Raw genomic sequence first — 15,961 nt, 5'->3', positions numbered from 1 at the left:
TGTTCCAAAGGTTCACAGGATGGGTACGCACCTGGTACTCTCGCTCGTTTGCATCATGATTGGCATAACGGCATGGGCACGCCGCGGCTACATGCGGTTAAGCCGCAAATTGCGGGGCGCGTTTGCTGTATTTTGGGTCAGGAAATCCTGAATGGCGTACCTAGCCTCATGTCGCAGCGCCCGGCAGAGGCTGCGCGAGCCGCCATGCGAGATTGTCGCGGGCCGCCGCCTCGCAATGCGAATGAAAATACTCGGTCAGGTAGATCCGCGGCCGCGCAAGCAGGCCTTGCAGCATCTTTCGCTCGTGCATGGCGTACGTAGGGTCGTCGAGGTCCGGGCGTTCGGCTCTCAGGCGCACGCCATTGTCACGAAACTGCCGGCGCGGCGCGCCGAGTGAAGCGAGATCGATGTCGCATACGTAGCGCGCAACCGGATCGTCCGGAATGTGGTGATGGCGGGTCGCGAGAATCGCTTCGCAAATGCGCTCGCAGGTCGCAATACCTTCGTCGGCACAGCGCCGAAACCAGTCGGCGCTGCGCTGTTCGTTATCCTTCGCACCCGGCACATAGATCACGTCGTGGCACCACAGCGCGAGTTCCACAAGATCGCCATGCGCAATGATCTCGCGCGCCCGATCGAAATCGCGCAGGCAGCGGCGCACGTGGTGCAACGTGTGGTAGTGCCGTTCCGGTTCCCCATAGCGGCGCACGAGATCGGCGCACACGGCCTCTGCGTTCGCGCCCCCGCTGCGCGACCACAACGCGACGAAGCGTTCCTGCGTGCGGTTCACCGCGGCTCCTTTGCGCACTGCGCGACTTTCAGAGAAATTCCTTGCGAATGTCGATGCTCGAACGCTGACCGATATCCGCATAATGCTGCGCGAGCCAGGCATCGGCTTCCTTGCGGCCGTTGTCGCGCAGTTCGCACAGGAAATCCCAATCCGCGTTGTATTTGCTCGACACGCTGAGCGCGCACATGGCGGCGTCGGAGCGGATCGAATGGATCAGCATCTCTTTCATCTCGTCCCGAGCGAGCTTGCCTTGCTGGATCAACTCCGTGACGAAGGCGATGGCGCGCATTTCGCGCATGAGCGACGAGTTGAAACTGATCTCGCTGATGCGGTTCAGTATGTCCGCCGCCGTGACGGGCACGCCCGGCCGCACGAGCGGGTTGATGTGGACGATCACCACGTCGCGCGCCTTGCAGTGATAGATCAGCGGATAAATGGCCGGGTTGCCCACATAGCCGCCGTCCCAGTAGTGCTCGCCCGCGATCGTGACCGCATGGAACAGCGTTGGCACGCATGCCGAGGCGAGCACGGCGTCCGCGCAGATATCCTCCCCCGTGAAGAGGCGTATCTTGCCCGTCTCCACGTTGGTCGCGCACAGGTACAGCAAAATCGGGCAGGCCTTGCGCAGCGCGGCGAAGTCGACCCGGCTTTCAAGCACCTCGCGCAGCGGGTTCAGGTTGCCCGGATTGAACTGGTAGGGCGAGAAGACGCGCAGCATCATGTCGGCCACCGCATAGAGCGGCGAATGATCGAGCCCGAAACTGTGCGAGCCCTTGATCCACGGCACCCAGCGCAGCGGGTTGTAGCGCTCGGCCGACTCGGCAACCGCATGCCAGAAGTCGTGCAATGCCTCGCGCGCGCCGGCCACGCCGCCCTTCATGAGCCCATACGCGAGCACCGCGCCGTTCATGGCGCCGGCGCTGGTCGCGCTCACGCCTTCGATCGCGAGCCTTTCGTCTTCGAGCAGGCGGTCGAGCACGCCCCATGTGAACGCGCCGTGCATCCCGCCGCCCTGCAACGCCAGCGCGATCTGCCTGGGCGCCTCGGGGTCGTGCTCTCTTTTCTGGCTTCTTGTTCGCTTCGTCGCCATGAGTCGCCTCCTCGGGCGGTACGCACGTCATTATGCGCCGCATGCCCAGCGGGAACAGCCCCGTTATTCAACTGGCATTCCAGCAGCCAAATCGCTGCAAACGTATACTCCCCAGCAGTATTGCCCTATACTGCCCCACAGTATCCCCAATCTCGATGCTGTCATGCCTCATTCCCCGGAAGAAAAGAAGCGCGTGCTCACGCGCGTGCGCAGAGTTCGCGGCCAGCTGGACGCGCTCGAGCGTGCGCTCGAGGAAGGCGCCGACTGCGCGCCCGTGCTGCAGCAACTGGCGGCGATTCGCGGCGCGATCAACGGCGTGATGGCCGGTGTGCTCGAAAGCCACCTGCGCGAAGAATTCACCCACCTTGCAGGATCAGCGGAATCCCCAGGATCGATCGATGATGTCGTGACCCTCGTTCGAACCTATTTACGCTAACTCACCGCGGGATTTCCCGCGCCGATCTGGCCGAACCCTTTTTTTTACAGGACTACTATGAAATCGCGTGCTGCAGTAGCATTTGCGCCGGGCAAGCCCCTCGAGATCGTCGAGATCGACGTCGAACCGCCCCGTAAGGGCGAGGTGCTGGTGAAGATCACGCATACCGGCGTTTGTCACACGGATGCCTTCACGCTCTCGGGCGACGACCCCGAAGGCCTCTTCCCTGTCGTGCTCGGCCACGAAGGCGCCGGCATCGTCGTGGAAGTGGGCGAAGGCGTGACCAGCGTGAAGCCCGGCGATCACGTGATCCCCCTCTACACCGCCGAATGCGGCGAGTGCCTGTTCTGCAAGAGCGGCAAGACCAACCTGTGCGTGTCCGTGCGCGCCACCCAGGGCAAGGGTGTGATGCCCGACGGCACCTCCCGCTTCAGCTATAACGGCCAGCCCCTCTACCACTACATGGGCTGCTCCACGTTCAGCGAGTACACGGTGGTGGCCGAAGTGTCGCTCGCGAAGATCAACCCGCAAGCCAATCCCGAGCAGGTGTGCCTGCTCGGCTGCGGCGTGACCACGGGTCTGGGCGCGGTGAAGAACACCGCCAAGGTGCAGGAAGGCGATACCGTCGCCGTGTTCGGTCTGGGCGGCATCGGACTTGCAGTCATCCAGGGCGCGAAGCTCGCCAAGGCCGGCCGCATCATCGCCATCGACACCAATCCGGGCAAGTTCGATCTGGCGCGCGCCTTTGGCGCCACCGACTGCGTGAACCCGAAGGATCACGAAAAGCCCATCCAGCAGGTGATCGTCGACATGACGGGCTGGGGCGTGGACCACAGCTTCGAATGTATCGGCAACGTCAACATCATGCGCGCGGCGCTCGAATGCGCGCACCGCGGCTGGGGCCAGTCGGTCGTGATCGGCGTCGCGGGCGCGGGTCAGGAAATCTCCACGCGTCCGTTCCAGCTCGTGACCGGCCGCCGCTGGCTGGGCACGGCATTCGGCGGCGTGAAAGGCCGCTCGCAGTTGCCGGGCATGGTCGAAGACGCGATGGCGGGCAAGATCCAGCTCGCGCCGTTCGTCACCCACACGAAGCCGCTTTCGGGCATCAACGAAGCGTTCGACTTGATGCACGAGGGCAAATCGATCCGGACCGTCGTTCATTACTGACACGTAACGAAGGAGAGAGACCATGGCCTCAGCCATTCACCCCACGGTTGATCGCGGCGTCCAGAAAGGCGCGGAGAACTTCGCGGGCGGCACACTGCGCTGCCAGTGCGCGCAAGATCCAGTCGAAGTCCGCATCGACTCGCAGGTCCTGTTCAACCACGCCTGCGGCTGCACCCAGTGCTGGAAGCCCGCGGGCGCGCTGTTTTCGGTCATTGGCGTGGTGCCGCGCGATAAAGTGACGGTCACGGCGCATGGGGAAAAGCTGAAGGTCGTGGACGACAAGGCCACGATCCGTCGCCATGCCTGCAGCGCCTGCGGCACGCACCTGTATGGCCGCATCGAGAACAAGGACCACGCGTTCTACGGTCTCGACTTCATCCATACGGAGCTGTCGAAGGATGCGGGCTGGGACGGCCCCGGCTTCGCGGCCTTCGTCTCCTCGATCATCGAGAGCGGCACGCCGCCTTCGGCCATGGCCGACGTGCGCCAAACGCTGCGCGACAAGGGCCTCGAGCCGTACGACTGCCTGAGCCCCGCGCTCATGGACCTTCTCTCCACCCAGGCCGCGAAGGCCAAAGGCACTTACCGGGAGGCCTGAAACGCTTATGGAGCGCATTGAAAAACATGTCAGCCACGGCGGCAGCCAGGAGGTGTGGAAGCACGCCTCTTCCGCCGTGGGCGGCGAAATGAAGTTTGGCATCTATCTCCCCGAGGCCGCGTTGCGCGGGCAGAAGTGCCCCGTGCTGTACTGGCTTTCCGGTCTGACCTGCACCGAGCAGAATTTCATCACCAAGGCCGGCGTGCAACGCTACGCGGCGGAACACGGCATCATCGTCGTCGCGCCGGACACCAGTCCGCGCGGCGGCGATGTGCCCGATTCGCCCGGCTACGATCTCGGCCAGGGCGCGGGCTTCTACGTGAACGCCACGCGGGAACCGTGGGCGAAGCACTTCCGCATGTACGACTACGTGGTCTCCGAATTGCCGGCCGTTGTCGAAGCCGGGTTCGCCGCGAGCGACGCGCGTTCGATCAGCGGGCACTCGATGGGCGGCCACGGCGCACTGGTCGTTGCGCTGCGCAATCCGGGCCGTTATCGCAGCGTATCCGCGTTCTCGCCGATCGTCGCGCCGAGCCAGGTGCCGTGGGGAGAGAAAGCGCTTACCGCCTACCTTGGCGACGACCGCGAAACGTGGAAGCAGTATGACGCCGTGGAACTCGTCGCTAACGAGAGCAAAAGCGCGAGCGAGAAGTTTCCGCTACTCGTGGAGCAAGGCGGCGGCGACGAATTCCTGAGCACGCAGTTGCGGCCCGAACTGCTGCAGGCGGCCTGTGAAAAGACAGGACACCCGCTGCATCTGAAGATTCGCGAAGGCTACGACCACAGCTATTACTTCATCGCCAGCTTTATCGGCGAACATATGGCGTATCACGCCAATGCGTTGGCTTGAAGCGGACCCGGCGCGACGTGCGGCATTCAGCGCCGCACGTCGCGCCTGTTACGGCGCGCCCAGTTGTTGAGCGGGCGCCTCGGCATAGTCAGCAGGCAATGGCGTATCCGGCTCCGGCGTGCCCAATAGCGCCTCATCGGCATGAGGCAGCCGCGTCGTGCGATATTCGTTGGGCGACGCGCCAAACTCCTTGCGGAACTCGCGGCCAAGGTGCGAAGCGTCGGAAAACCCGCATGACGAAGCGATATCCGCAACCGTGCGGTCCGAACTCGTCAACAGCCAGGACGCCATGCGTATGCGAATCTGCCGCGCGTATGCGCCCGGAGATTTGCCGGTTTCCGTGGTGAAAAGGCGTTCGAGCTGACGAACCGAAACGTCGAGCCGATGCGCCAGATCCGGCAGACTCAGCGGCTGGCCAACGTGTTGTTCCATCAGCAGGATCGCGCGCCTGACCTTGGGGTGCGTGGCGGGCTCGAGGCCCGGAGGATGCGGTTGCGGCGCGTTGCCTTTTTGCGCATCGTCCACGAGCAGAATCCGCAGCGCCTTGCGCACGATGGTGGCCTCGACATGCCGCAACAGAATCGCGGCGGCAACGTCGATCGATGCGCGGCCGCCGGAACACGTAATGCGCCTTCTGTCGATCACAAAGAGCCGGTCGGCAACGAGGTCGCGTTCGTCCACTTGCGGGAAACGCTCCACGAAATCCCAGTAGTGGAACCAGCTCACGCAAATTCGATATCCATTCATCACGCCGGCCCTGGCGAGCGCGAACGCGCCTGTGCAGAGCCCGACCAGCGTGGCCGGCGTTTCGGCCATGGCGCGAACGAAGGCGAGTGTCGCGTCGCTCGCGGGCGGCCCCGAATGCAGCAATCCGCCTACGATCACGACATAGTCGAACGCCTCGGCCTCATCGAAAGTCGTCCACGGTGTGATCTGGATGCCGCAACTCGCGCGAACCGGAACGAGATTCTCTCCAACGATGGTCCACGAGCACCGCACCGGCCGGCTCATGTCGCCTTCGTCGCTTGCGAGCCTGAGCAGATCGACGAAGCCGGAAAAGGCGGTCAACGTGAAGTTTGGCAATAGCACGATCCCGAAACGCAGCCGCCTTGCGGTCGTGGCTTCGCTGTCAATCGTGTGGTGAACCATGGGGGCCGCCTGTGTCAATGCATTCCGAACATTCGATACGGTCGAAACAGGTTACTCGTTAGCCTGTGACCGCAACGCCGGCGTCGAGCCAGTCGCGCATCATTGTGCCGGCTTCTTCGGTGAGCCAGTTTCGAAACTGCAGATACTCGGTACGTGGCCGCGCGTTCCGATGTGTAATCAAATAGTGGTAGCGGTCGCGAAAAACGAGCGCATCGGGCACGGGCCGGATCAGGCGACCCTGCTCGACCTGGTGGTGGAGCAAATGATGCCAGCCCAGCAACGTCCCTTCGCCGGCTTCCGCCTGTGCGACGAGGAGCCGATAGTCGTTGCTCTCCAGATGCCGGTTCTCCGCCAGGATGTCCGTGCCGTCGCCCTGCTGAAACCAGTTGCGCCACACTCGCCAGTCCACGTGTTCACAGACCTGGGCGCGCCCGAGCAACGAGAGATTCAACGTGGGTTGCGAAAGCAGATCGAGCGGCTTAAGTTTCTTGCCGCGAAAATGCCGGTCGTAAAACGTCGGATTGCAAACCGGGTAGACAACATCGTGAAATAACGGCTCGACCTCGTATTCCGGCTCGCGCGGCGGATTCTTCGTGATGATGATGTCGGGCTCCATGAGCTCGTCCAGCTCCATGAAGTGCTCGGTGACCATCACATGCAGCTGGATCTCGGGAAAGCGCTCGCGAAACGCCGGCAGGCGCGGCGACAGCCAGAGGGCCGAGAACGTATGGGAGACGCAGATCGTCAACGCGTGCCGGTCCGTGCGGCGCACCGCCTCCGCCGCCTCGGCGATATTCATGATCGAGAGGTACGACGCGTTGTACAGGATGCGTCCCGCATCGGTTAGCGCGATATGCCGGCCGGTGCGCTCGAACAGCGCGACATCGAGCGAATCTTCGAGCTCCTTGATTTGTCTGCTGATTGCGGCCTGCGTGACGCATAGCACCTCCGCCGCCTGGGTGAAGCTTTCGTAGCGCGCCGCCGTCACGAAGCAGCGGAGTGCCCGCAGCGACGGCATCTGGGCGAGGAGTCTGTCTGCGAATAGCTGCTTCTTTAACATGGCTTGCGCTCTTTAAACGGGTGCCCGCACGGCGCGTTCAGGCGCGCGCCACGAACCATACAGGCAAACGGATGCGAATAGTGTGCGAGTCCGTTTTCGCGCTGGCAAGTGGGTGATCCATACTTTGGTTTACGTTCCGCCGACAAGCCGTTTCCCCCGTTATAGTGCGAGTGCGGGCCTGAGGGCCCGCTCGCCCGCTTTATCGCCAGCCAATCACGCCAACCAATCAGGCCAGCTTCAGCCAGGTGGTCTTCAGTTCGCAATACTGGTCGTGCGCGTAGACAGACTTGTCGCGCCCGCCAAAGCCCGACTGCTTGAAGCCGCCGAATGGCGTAGCAAGGTCGCCCTCGCCAAAGCAGTTTACCGTGACCGTGCCCGCGCGGATACGCGAAGCAATCTTATGCGCGCTGTTCACGTTATCCGTCCACAACGAAGCGGCCAGGCCGTAGCACGTGTCGTTCGCGATCCGGATGGCATCCTCTACCTCGTCGTATTCGATAAAGCACACGACAGGCCCGAACACCTCTTCCCGTGCGATGGCCATCTCCGGCGTGACCTGATCGAAGATCGTGGGTTCAACGAACCATCCTCCCGTTTCGGTCAGCGCGGCACGCCCGCCGCATACCACTCGGGCACCCTGCTCCTTTGCCTTTTCGATGTGCGCAAGCACTTTCTCGTAGTGCTTCTGTTCGATCAGCGCGCCAAGCTTGACGTCCGGGTCGAGTGGATCGCCCGTCCTCCAGCCCGCGAGCACGGCCTGCATCTTTTCGATCAGTTCCGCCCGCTTGCTCGAAGGCACGAGAATCCGCGAGCCGGCGCTGCAGTTTTCCCCCATATTCCAGAATGCGGCGGCGACGGCCTGTTCGGCGACCGCATCGAGATTCGCGACATCCGGCAGAATGACTTGCGGATTCTTCCCGCCGCATTCGAGCACCACGCGCTTCAGATTGGTATCCGCGGAATAATGCAGAAAGCGCTTACCGGTAGCGGTCGAGCCGGTGAACGCAACGAGATCGACATCGGGATGGCGGCCCAGCGCCTGTCCCGCGCTTTCGCCCGAGCCCGTGACGACGCTGAACACGCCCGCGGGCACGCCCGCCTCAAAAGCGAGATCGGCAATGCGCAACGTCGAGAGCGACGTTTGCTCCGCAGGCTTCACGATCACGCTATTGCCGACCGACAACGCCGGGCCGATTTTCCAGGCCAGCATCAGCGCGGGGAAATTCCAGGGCAGCACCGCGCCGACCACGCCAATCGGCTCGCGTGTAATCATGCTCACGACATCCGCGCCCGAAGGCGACAGCGCGTCGTAACGCTTGTCGGTCACTTCGGCATGCCAACGAATGCAAGCCGCCGACTCGGGAATATCGAGCGCGAGGCATTCGCTGATCGGCTTGCCCGCCTCCAGCGCTTCGAGGAGTGCCAGTTCGTCCGTATGCTCGTCGATCAGTTGCGCGAGGCGTAGCAGAACCGCCTTGCGATGCGCCGGCGCGGCCGTCGACCACACGCCGGATTCGAATGCGTTGCGCGCTGCCGCGACAGCACGATCCACGTCTTTTTCGCCGCATGCCGCCACTTCCACGAGCACCTTGCCCGATGCGGGATTGAGTGTAGCGAACGTTTCGCTCGACGCCGATCCACATCGCTCTCCGGCGATGAATGCCCGCCCGTCGAGCGAGCGCTCCGCGGCCTTCTGCTTCCATTCCTGATGCGTCGTCATCTCGTGTCCTTGGTTAATTAAAGCTCGGCTCCCGCCGACATTTCTTTCGCCCAGATCGTCGCCGACACCGCCATGTCGACAATCGGCCGAACCGGCAGCGAACGCGGGTGCGGCTGTTTCAGAAGCTGCTGGATCAAATCGTTGCTCTGGCCAAGCGCATATTCGGCGATCAGCTTGCCTGACGAAGACCCTCTGCTCAGCCCGAGGCCATTGCATCCCACCGCTTCCAGAATGCCGTCGTCGCGGCGGCCGAACAGCGCGCCGTTGTTCGCCGAAAGACACAGCGGACCGCCCCATGTGTACTCGAGTTCGACACCCCCGAGCATGGGGAACCGGCGGTCGAACGAGCGCTGATGCAGCGCTTTCGCCTTCGCGAGATCGGCTTCCGATACCTGCAGGCCTGGTCTGAACGCGAAATGGTTGCGCACGCAAATACGATCCGTAGCCAGACGGCGCACGGTCGTGCCCATAGGGTCCGCCGGGATCAGCGACCAGGATCGCGTGCCGCCCAGCTTTTCAACCTCGGCGGCGCTCATGACGCGAGTCATCGAGGCAAACGTGTACACGGGCAGCAAACCATTGGGGTGAATGCCGAACGTCGCCGCATACGCATTCGTGCAGAGAATCACCTGCCTGGCGACGATCTTTCCGCGGGCGAAATGCAGGACTTTCTCGTTGCCGCGCCGTTCGATTTCCGTCACTGCGCTCATTTCGAACACTGTGACGTTTCGCGGCTGCGTGGCCGCCAACCCGCGCATGAGCGCCGCAGGCTGCACCGTGCTGCAACCCGGCGTGAATAGCGCGCCCTGGTAAAAGTCCGTGCCGGTCACCGCGCGAATGGCCGGTTGATCGAGCCATTCGAACGCTTCGTCAATGCGCGTCAGCCCATCTGCAAAATGCTTGAGTGCGTCGAGGCCCTTCTTGTTGACGGACGCGTGGAATTTGCCGTCGTCGCGCCAATCGCAGTCGATGTTGTGCTGGCGTACGACCGAGCGCACGTAGTCGATCCCGTGCCGCTGGAATCGCACATCGGCTTTGTCTTCCGCCACGCTGCGCGAGTAGCTTTCACTGCTGATGTCGTGCGGCAAATCGACGAAGAATCCGGAATTGCGTCCGGCTGTCGTGCGGCCAATGCGATCGGCCTCGACCAGCGCAATCGACGCATCGGGCGCCAGTTCGGCGAGCCGCCGCGCGGCGCACAGCCCCGTGATGCCGCCGCCCACCACGACCCAGTCGTATCGCTGCTCAGCCGACACGGCATTGGCGGGCCCCGCTGGCGGCAGACTCTCCCACCACCCGTTCACGCCGTCTGGCGCAGGAAAGCGCGCGAATTCCAGGTTCGAGACCATGTTCTGTTGTTACTGGGCGTTGCGAATCAGCGGTTTCACAAGCTGCGCGAATGCGCCGCGTTCCTCTTGCGTCAGCGAGCCGAGCGGTGCACGCGCCACGCCCACCGGCAGCCCCACCAGTTCGCAACCGTAGCGCACGTACTGGATGAATTTGCCGCTGCGTTCGAGCAGTTCGAGCACCGGCAGCAATTGCGTCATCAGCTTGCGGCCCAGGACGAAATCGTTCTCTCTGACACACGCATCGAAAAGCGCCGTGTGCGCTTCCGGCAGGAAGTTCGATGCGCCGCCAACCCAGCTTTTCGCGCCCCACGCGAAGAATTCGAGCGCCTGGTCGTCCATGCCGCAGCTGAGCACCAGCCGGTTCTTGAAGTGCGTGACGAGATGATGCAGATGTGAAATATCGCCCGTGCTTTCCTTCATGGCGATAAAGTTTGGACGTTCGAGCAGCGTGGCCAGCACGCCATCGCTGATCTGCGTTCCCGTGCGGGCCGGAAAGTTGTACAGCATGATCGGCATGTCGAGCGCGTCATCCACCTTCAGCATGTGGCTAAGCAGTTCTTCCTGCGTCGGCTGCGCGTAGTACGGCGCGGCAACCAGCAGCGACGACAACCCTGCGCGTTTGGCCTCCAGCCCGAGGCGAATCACTTCCTTCGTCGTGGTCGCGTTGATGCCCGCGGTCAGATACGTCTTTCCGCCCGCCGCATCGGCAACGGTATTGAACGTCTTGACGCGCTCCTCGAAGCTCAACGCATAGTATTCGCCGGTGGTGCCGCCGATTCCGAGCCCCGCAACGCGGCCTGCGAGATTCGCTGCGTGCTTGCCGAGCAGTGCGTGGTCGATTTCACCATCCTCTTTAAACGGTGTGACCAGCGGAGTATGGACGCCCTCGAAGCTCATTTTGATTCCTCTCTTCAAAAATCTTCAAACGGATAATCGGATGTTCACTGCATTCGCGGCCAGAGCGTCTGGCTTATGCCAGCGCATCGGCATGCGAATAAATGGGAAACTGGTGGCACAGATCTCTCACGCGGCTACGCACGGCGCGCTCGACGTGGTCGTCGCCGCCGGGCTCGCGTTCGAGTGCCGTCAGCACTTCGAGAATCATTTCGCCGATCTGCTCGAACTGGGCCGTGCCGAATCCGCGCGTCGTCCCCGCAGGCGTGCCAAGCCGGATGCCTGAGGTCACGGTCGGGTTTTCCGTGTCGAACGGAATGCCGTTCTTGTTGCAGGTAATGCCCGCGCGTTCGAGCGCTTTTTCGGCCTGCGTGCCGGTAATGCGTTTGGAACGAAGATCGACGAGCAGAAGATGGTTGTCGGTGCCGCCCGTGACGAGCGAGAGCCCGCCCCCTTGCAGCACGTTGCCGAGCGCCTCGGCGTTGCGCAGCACGCGGTCGATGTAGCTCGAGAACTCCGGACGCAGCGCTTCGCCAAACGCCACCGCCTTGCCCGCGATGACGTGCATGAGCGGACCGCCCTGCAGGCCGGGGAACACGGCGGAGTTGATCTTCTTCGCGATGTCGGCGTGATTGGTGAGGATGAAGCCGCCGCGCGGACCGCGCAGCGTCTTGTGCGTGGTCGACGTCACCACATCGGCGTACTTGATCGGGTTCTCGTGGCGGCCGGCCGCGACAATGCCGGCGATATGCGCCATGTCGACCATGAGGAGTGCCCCGACGCTATCCGCGATGTCACGGAACGCGGCAAAGTCGAGCGCGCGCGGATACGCCGAGTAGCCCGCGATGATGAGCTTCGGGCGGTGCTCCTGCGCCTGTCTGCGCACGGCGTCGTAGTCGATACGGTATGTCTGCGGGCTCACGCCATACTGCACCGCGTTGAACCACTTGCCGGAAAGCGCCGGCCGCGCGCCGTGCGTGAGGTGGCCGCCAGCGTCGAGCGACATGCCCATCACCGTCTCGCCAGGCTTCACGAGCGCGAGCATGACCGCGCCGTTGGCCTGCGCGCCGGAATGCGGCTGCACATTGGCGTACTCGGCGTCGAACAGCGCCTTCACGCGGTCGATGGCGAGCGACTCGACGCGGTCCACATGCTCGCAGCCGCCGTAATAGCGCTTCGACGGGTAGCCCTCTGCATACTTGTTGGTCAGCACCGTCCCTTGCGCTTCCATCACGGCCGCCGAAACAATATTCTCGGAAGCGATCAATTCGATCTGCGTTTGTTGACGGCGCAATTCGAGCGCGATCTCCGATGCAATGACCGGGTCACGGCTCTGGAGCGTTTCAGAAAAGAAGCACGAGTTTTCGCTCACAGGTCACTCCAGGAAGTCATCATGTCAAGCAGGCCCTGCCAGAACAGGCGAATCGTTGGGGGCAGCGGGCCTTTCCTGCCCCATGAATACGAATCGGCGCGTTACTGCTGCAGCCAGGCTTTCAGCTTGTCCGGGTGCGCGTCGACGAACTTCTTCGCGGCGCTCGCGTAGTCGTTCGTGCTGTTGCCTTCGAGTTCAATGGCTTCGACATCGGCCAGCGTCAGCTTGAAATGCTTGAAAAACACATCGGCGCGCGGAAACTTCGTGGCGAACTGTTTGGACGCGAACGCATGAATCTGCTCTTCGCCGCCCAGCGTGCCCTTGGGGTCCTTCAAATAGCGCATCTGCCATTTCTGCCAAAGCCAATGCGGGCTCCAGACCGTGGCGACGACCCATTGCTTCGTTTGATACGCGCGCGAGACGGCCGCGAGCATGCCGGCTTCGCTCGACGACTGCAGGTTGTAGCCATTCAGGTTGTAGGCCTGAACCGACTTCTCGGAGGCCTGCATCAGGCCGGAACCCGGGCCAATGCCCTGAATCGTGCCGTCCAGCTTGCTCTTGACGTCCGGCTTGTTCAGGTCCGAAATCGACGCAACCTGCGACTCCGGCACGTACGCGGGCACGGCCCAGCCGTTGCGGCCGCCCGTGTAGATCACGCCGACGTCGTCGAGATCGTTCTTGTACTTCTCGTAGTACACCGCGTGCGTGACCGGCAACCAGCCGCCCACCATGATGTCGAGGTCGCCGCGCGCCACGCCCTGGAACTGAATGCCGATGTCCGCATCGACGAACTTGACCGGCTGGTTCAATTTGGTTTCGAGCACGTATTTGGCAACATTGGCCGTGGCGAGCACGTCGGCCCAGTCGGTGATCGCCAGCTTGATCGGCTCCGCGGCCACGGCAGACCCGACGCCGAGACTCATGGCGACAACCGTGGATAGCGCAACCTTCGCAACGAGTGATTTGAAAACATCGCTAGTCATGTTAGTACTCCGTATTTATATGGAAACTACCTGTCCCGTCTCGCATACCTGCCTGTGATTTGCAGGCAGGTATCCCGCTTGTCAGCTATGCGCAGCTTCGGCGGTGCTGGCCTTACCCACTTTCGCGACAGGTCTCCTCTTCTTCGCCTTCACACCAAACGTCTCCGTGAGACGGTCGAGCACGATCGCGAGCAGCACGACACCGAGCCCGCCTTCGAAGCCGATGCCGATGTCCAGGCGCTGAATGCCGCTCAGCACGTATTCACCGAGGCCGCCCGCGCCGATCATCGAAGCGATCACGACCATTGAAAGCGACATCATGATGGTCTGGTTCACGCCGGCCATGATGGACGGCAATGCATTCGGCAACTGGATTTTCCAGAGCAGTTGCGCGTCCGTGCTGCCGAACGAGCGCCCCGCTTCCAGCAGTTCCTCGCGAACCTGGCGGATGCCGAGCGTCGTGAGCCGCACCACGGGCGGCATGGCGAACACAACGGTGGCGATCACGGCAGGCACGCGGCCCAGCCCGAACAGGATCACAGCAGGAATCAGATAAACGAACGCCGGCATGGTCTGCATGAAATCGAGCAGTGAGCGCAGGACCATTTCCACGCGCTTGTTGCGCGCGCCCCAGATGCCGAGCGGCACGCCGACGATGAGGCTGAACACCGTCGCGGCCACCACGAGCGCGAGCGTCGCAACGGTTTGCGGCCACAGTCCCATGTAATGAATGAGCATCAACGCGATACCGACGAACACCGCGAACGCAATGCCTCGCCGCCACAACGCAAACGCCACGAGAAAGACGAGCATCGCGAGAAACGGAATGGCGCCCAGCCCGTCCTCGAGCAGCTTGACGACGGCGCCCAGCGCCGCGGAAAACGCGTTGAATCCGCCCTGGAAGTGATTGAAGAGAAAATTGACGGCGTTCTCCGCGAACTTGCCGATGACTGACGAATTCATGCTGCCCTCCGCTCCATAACCTGTTTGAGTATCGTTCGGCACGACACGACGCCCGCCAGCTTGCCCGCCGCGTCCGTCACCGGCACGTCGTGTTGCTGGCTCAGTGCAATCGCGCTGAGTTCGTGCAGGTCGGTATCCAGCGAGACCGTGCGCAGGTCCTTGAGCAGCGCTTCGCGCAGCGCATGCGCGCCCGCCTTGTGCAGCGAAGCGGGCGTGACGCAGCCCTGGTAGCGGCCGGCTTGATCGCACACATAGCCGCATTCGGCGCCGCTATCGATCAGTTGATTGAGGTAACGGTCGGCCGGCGCAGCAATGTCGCCGGAAATGAGTCCCCGCTCGACGCGGGTCATCAGGCGGTCGGCCTTGAGGAAACGCGAAACGTCGACGTGGCGGAAAAAGTCCCGCACGTAGTCGTCGGCCGGCGACTGGATGAGTTCAGCCGGTGTGCCGACCTGGATCAGGCAACCGTCTTTCATGATGCCGATACGGCCGCCAATCTTGATGGCCTCTTCGATATCGTGCGAAATGAAGACGATGGTGCGCTGCTCTTCCTTCTGAAGCCGCAGCAATTCGCTCTGCATTTCGAAGCGAATGAGCGGATCGAGTGCGGAGAAGGCTTCGTCCATCAGCAGCACGGCAGGATTGACCGCAAGCGCGCGCGCAAGACCGACCCGCTGCTGCATGCCGCCCGAGAGTTCGCCGGGCAACAGCTTTTCGTACGAACCGAGACCTACGCGAGTGAGCGCGGCGCGAGCGATTTCATAGCGCTCGGACTTCTTCATGCCCGCGACTTCGAGGCCATACGAAATGTTGTCGAGCACCGTGCGGTTCGGCAGCAGCGCAAACGACTGGAACACCATCGCCATCTTCTTGCGGCGCACTTCACGCAACTCGGGCGTGGACATCGGCGCGATATCGCGGCCTTCAAGCACGACCTGGCCAGACGTCGGTTCGATCAGGCGGTTGAGCAGGCGCACGAGCGTCGACTTGCCGGAACCGGAGAGCCCCATGATCACGAAGATCTCGCCAGCCCTCACGTTGAGGCTGACGTTGTTGACCGCCACCATGTTGCCGGTACGCTTGAAGACTTCATCGCGGCCGAGGCCCTGCTTGACCAGTTGCGCGGCAACCTCGGGCTTCGGCCCGAAGATCTTCGACAGGTTCCTGACCGTCAGAATGTCGGTGCCGGATATGGCAATGGGCCGGGCCACCGAAGGCGTACCCGCTGTGTTGATTGCGCCTGGCGGCAATGCGTCGCCCGGCGAGAACGTCAGATGAGGGGCCATGTGTCATCCCAACTGGCTGGTTCAAAAAATGGATGCTGGCGAACTTCGGTACGACCGGAAGTTCTAGCGTGGCAATTCAGCTCGCATCGACGTTCGCCCAGCTCCGAATTCGATATTTCGATGAATCCGGTTCTGGTGCGGCAACTGATGCAGTGATTGCAGCGTAGCAATCCAAATCTCACGCCCCAGCTACATTTTTTCGGCCCTTTCCCCTACCTTTGGTAATGCATGTGAGGCGCCTGGTGTGCAATGAA

Annotated in this window: 15 protein-coding genes; 4 read left to right on the top strand and 11 right to left on the bottom strand. The window is 62.6% G+C overall.

Annotated features, from left to right (window positions below):
• Window positions 1-166 precede the first annotated feature (166 nt).
• Window positions 167-790 carry an HD domain-containing protein gene (locus FAZ97_RS31015; protein ID WP_158762613.1) on the bottom strand — a complete coding sequence of 208 codons (624 nt, stop codon included), beginning with the start codon at window positions 788-790 and terminating at the stop codon, window positions 167-169.
• A 28-nt stretch (window positions 791-818) separates the two neighbouring features.
• On the bottom strand, window positions 819-1,880 hold the full coding sequence (locus FAZ97_RS31010; protein WP_158762612.1) for a patatin-like phospholipase family protein: 1,062 nt from the start codon (window positions 1,878-1,880) through the stop codon (window positions 819-821).
• 163 nt (window positions 1,881-2,043) lie between these two features.
• Here FAZ97_RS31010 and frmR point away from each other — a divergent pair, with 163 nt between their 5' ends.
• From frmR to fghA, 4 genes are read left to right on the top strand one after another with little or no spacing between them, the layout of a single operon-like run.
• Window positions 2,044-2,316, top strand: a complete 273-nt coding sequence (gene frmR, locus FAZ97_RS31005; RefSeq protein ID WP_028221606.1) for a formaldehyde-responsive transcriptional repressor FrmR — start codon at window positions 2,044-2,046, stop codon at window positions 2,314-2,316.
• A 57-nt stretch (window positions 2,317-2,373) separates the two neighbouring features.
• Window positions 2,374-3,483 carry an S-(hydroxymethyl)glutathione dehydrogenase/class III alcohol dehydrogenase gene (locus FAZ97_RS31000; protein WP_158762611.1) on the top strand — a complete coding sequence of 370 codons (1,110 nt, stop codon included), beginning with the start codon at window positions 2,374-2,376 and terminating at the stop codon, window positions 3,481-3,483.
• Between the two features lie 22 nt (window positions 3,484-3,505).
• On the top strand, window positions 3,506-4,081 hold the full coding sequence (gfa, locus tag FAZ97_RS30995; protein ID WP_158762610.1) for an S-(hydroxymethyl)glutathione synthase: 576 nt from the start codon (window positions 3,506-3,508) through the stop codon (window positions 4,079-4,081).
• A 7-nt stretch (window positions 4,082-4,088) separates the two neighbouring features.
• Window positions 4,089-4,931, top strand: a complete 843-nt coding sequence (fghA, locus tag FAZ97_RS30990; protein ID WP_158762609.1) for an S-formylglutathione hydrolase — start codon at window positions 4,089-4,091, stop codon at window positions 4,929-4,931.
• A gap of 48 nt (window positions 4,932-4,979) precedes the next feature.
• Here fghA and FAZ97_RS30985 read toward each other — a convergent pair whose 3' ends face one another.
• The 9 genes from FAZ97_RS30985 to FAZ97_RS30945 form a co-directional block, all read right to left on the bottom strand.
• Window positions 4,980-6,080 (bottom strand): GlxA family transcriptional regulator, encoded by a 1,101-nt coding sequence (locus FAZ97_RS30985; protein ID WP_158762608.1) that lies wholly within the window; start codon window positions 6,078-6,080, stop codon window positions 4,980-4,982.
• A gap of 58 nt (window positions 6,081-6,138) precedes the next feature.
• Window positions 6,139-7,140: a LysR substrate-binding domain-containing protein gene (locus FAZ97_RS30980; protein ID WP_158762607.1), complete on the bottom strand. Its 1,002-nt coding sequence runs from the start codon at window positions 7,138-7,140 to the stop codon at window positions 6,139-6,141.
• Between the two features lie 226 nt (window positions 7,141-7,366).
• Window positions 7,367-8,860: an aldehyde dehydrogenase gene (locus FAZ97_RS30975; RefSeq protein ID WP_158762606.1), complete on the bottom strand. Its 1,494-nt coding sequence runs from the start codon at window positions 8,858-8,860 to the stop codon at window positions 7,367-7,369.
• A gap of 17 nt (window positions 8,861-8,877) precedes the next feature.
• On the bottom strand, window positions 8,878-10,209 hold the full coding sequence (locus tag FAZ97_RS30970) for an NAD(P)/FAD-dependent oxidoreductase (protein WP_158762605.1): 1,332 nt from the start codon (window positions 10,207-10,209) through the stop codon (window positions 8,878-8,880).
• A 9-nt stretch (window positions 10,210-10,218) separates the two neighbouring features.
• Window positions 10,219-11,106, bottom strand: a complete 888-nt coding sequence (locus tag FAZ97_RS30965) for a dihydrodipicolinate synthase family protein (RefSeq protein ID WP_158762604.1) — start codon at window positions 11,104-11,106, stop codon at window positions 10,219-10,221.
• Window positions 11,107-11,179: 73 nt separating this feature from the next.
• Complete coding sequence (gene glyA, locus FAZ97_RS30960; RefSeq protein ID WP_158762603.1) at window positions 11,180-12,475, bottom strand: serine hydroxymethyltransferase; 1,296 nt, start codon at window positions 12,473-12,475, stop codon at window positions 11,180-11,182.
• 101 nt (window positions 12,476-12,576) lie between these two features.
• Window positions 12,577-13,458, bottom strand: coding sequence for a glycine betaine ABC transporter substrate-binding protein (locus FAZ97_RS30955; RefSeq protein ID WP_158762602.1), 882 nt, complete (start codon window positions 13,456-13,458; stop codon window positions 12,577-12,579).
• 81 nt (window positions 13,459-13,539) lie between these two features.
• Window positions 13,540-14,421: an ABC transporter permease gene (locus FAZ97_RS30950; RefSeq protein ID WP_158762601.1), complete on the bottom strand. Its 882-nt coding sequence runs from the start codon at window positions 14,419-14,421 to the stop codon at window positions 13,540-13,542.
• Window positions 14,418-15,707 (bottom strand): quaternary amine ABC transporter ATP-binding protein, encoded by a 1,290-nt coding sequence (locus tag FAZ97_RS30945; protein ID WP_158762600.1) that lies wholly within the window; start codon window positions 15,705-15,707, stop codon window positions 14,418-14,420. Before FAZ97_RS30945 ends, FAZ97_RS30950 begins: the two co-directional genes overlap by 4 nt.
• Window positions 15,708-15,961: the final 254 nt, after the last annotated feature.

Source organism: Paraburkholderia acidiphila (genome assembly GCF_009789655.1).
GTDB lineage: Bacteria > Pseudomonadota > Gammaproteobacteria > Burkholderiales > Burkholderiaceae > Paraburkholderia > Paraburkholderia acidiphila.
Note: the sequence above shows the minus strand (reverse complement) of the source record. Positions and strands in the feature narration are given on the sequence as shown.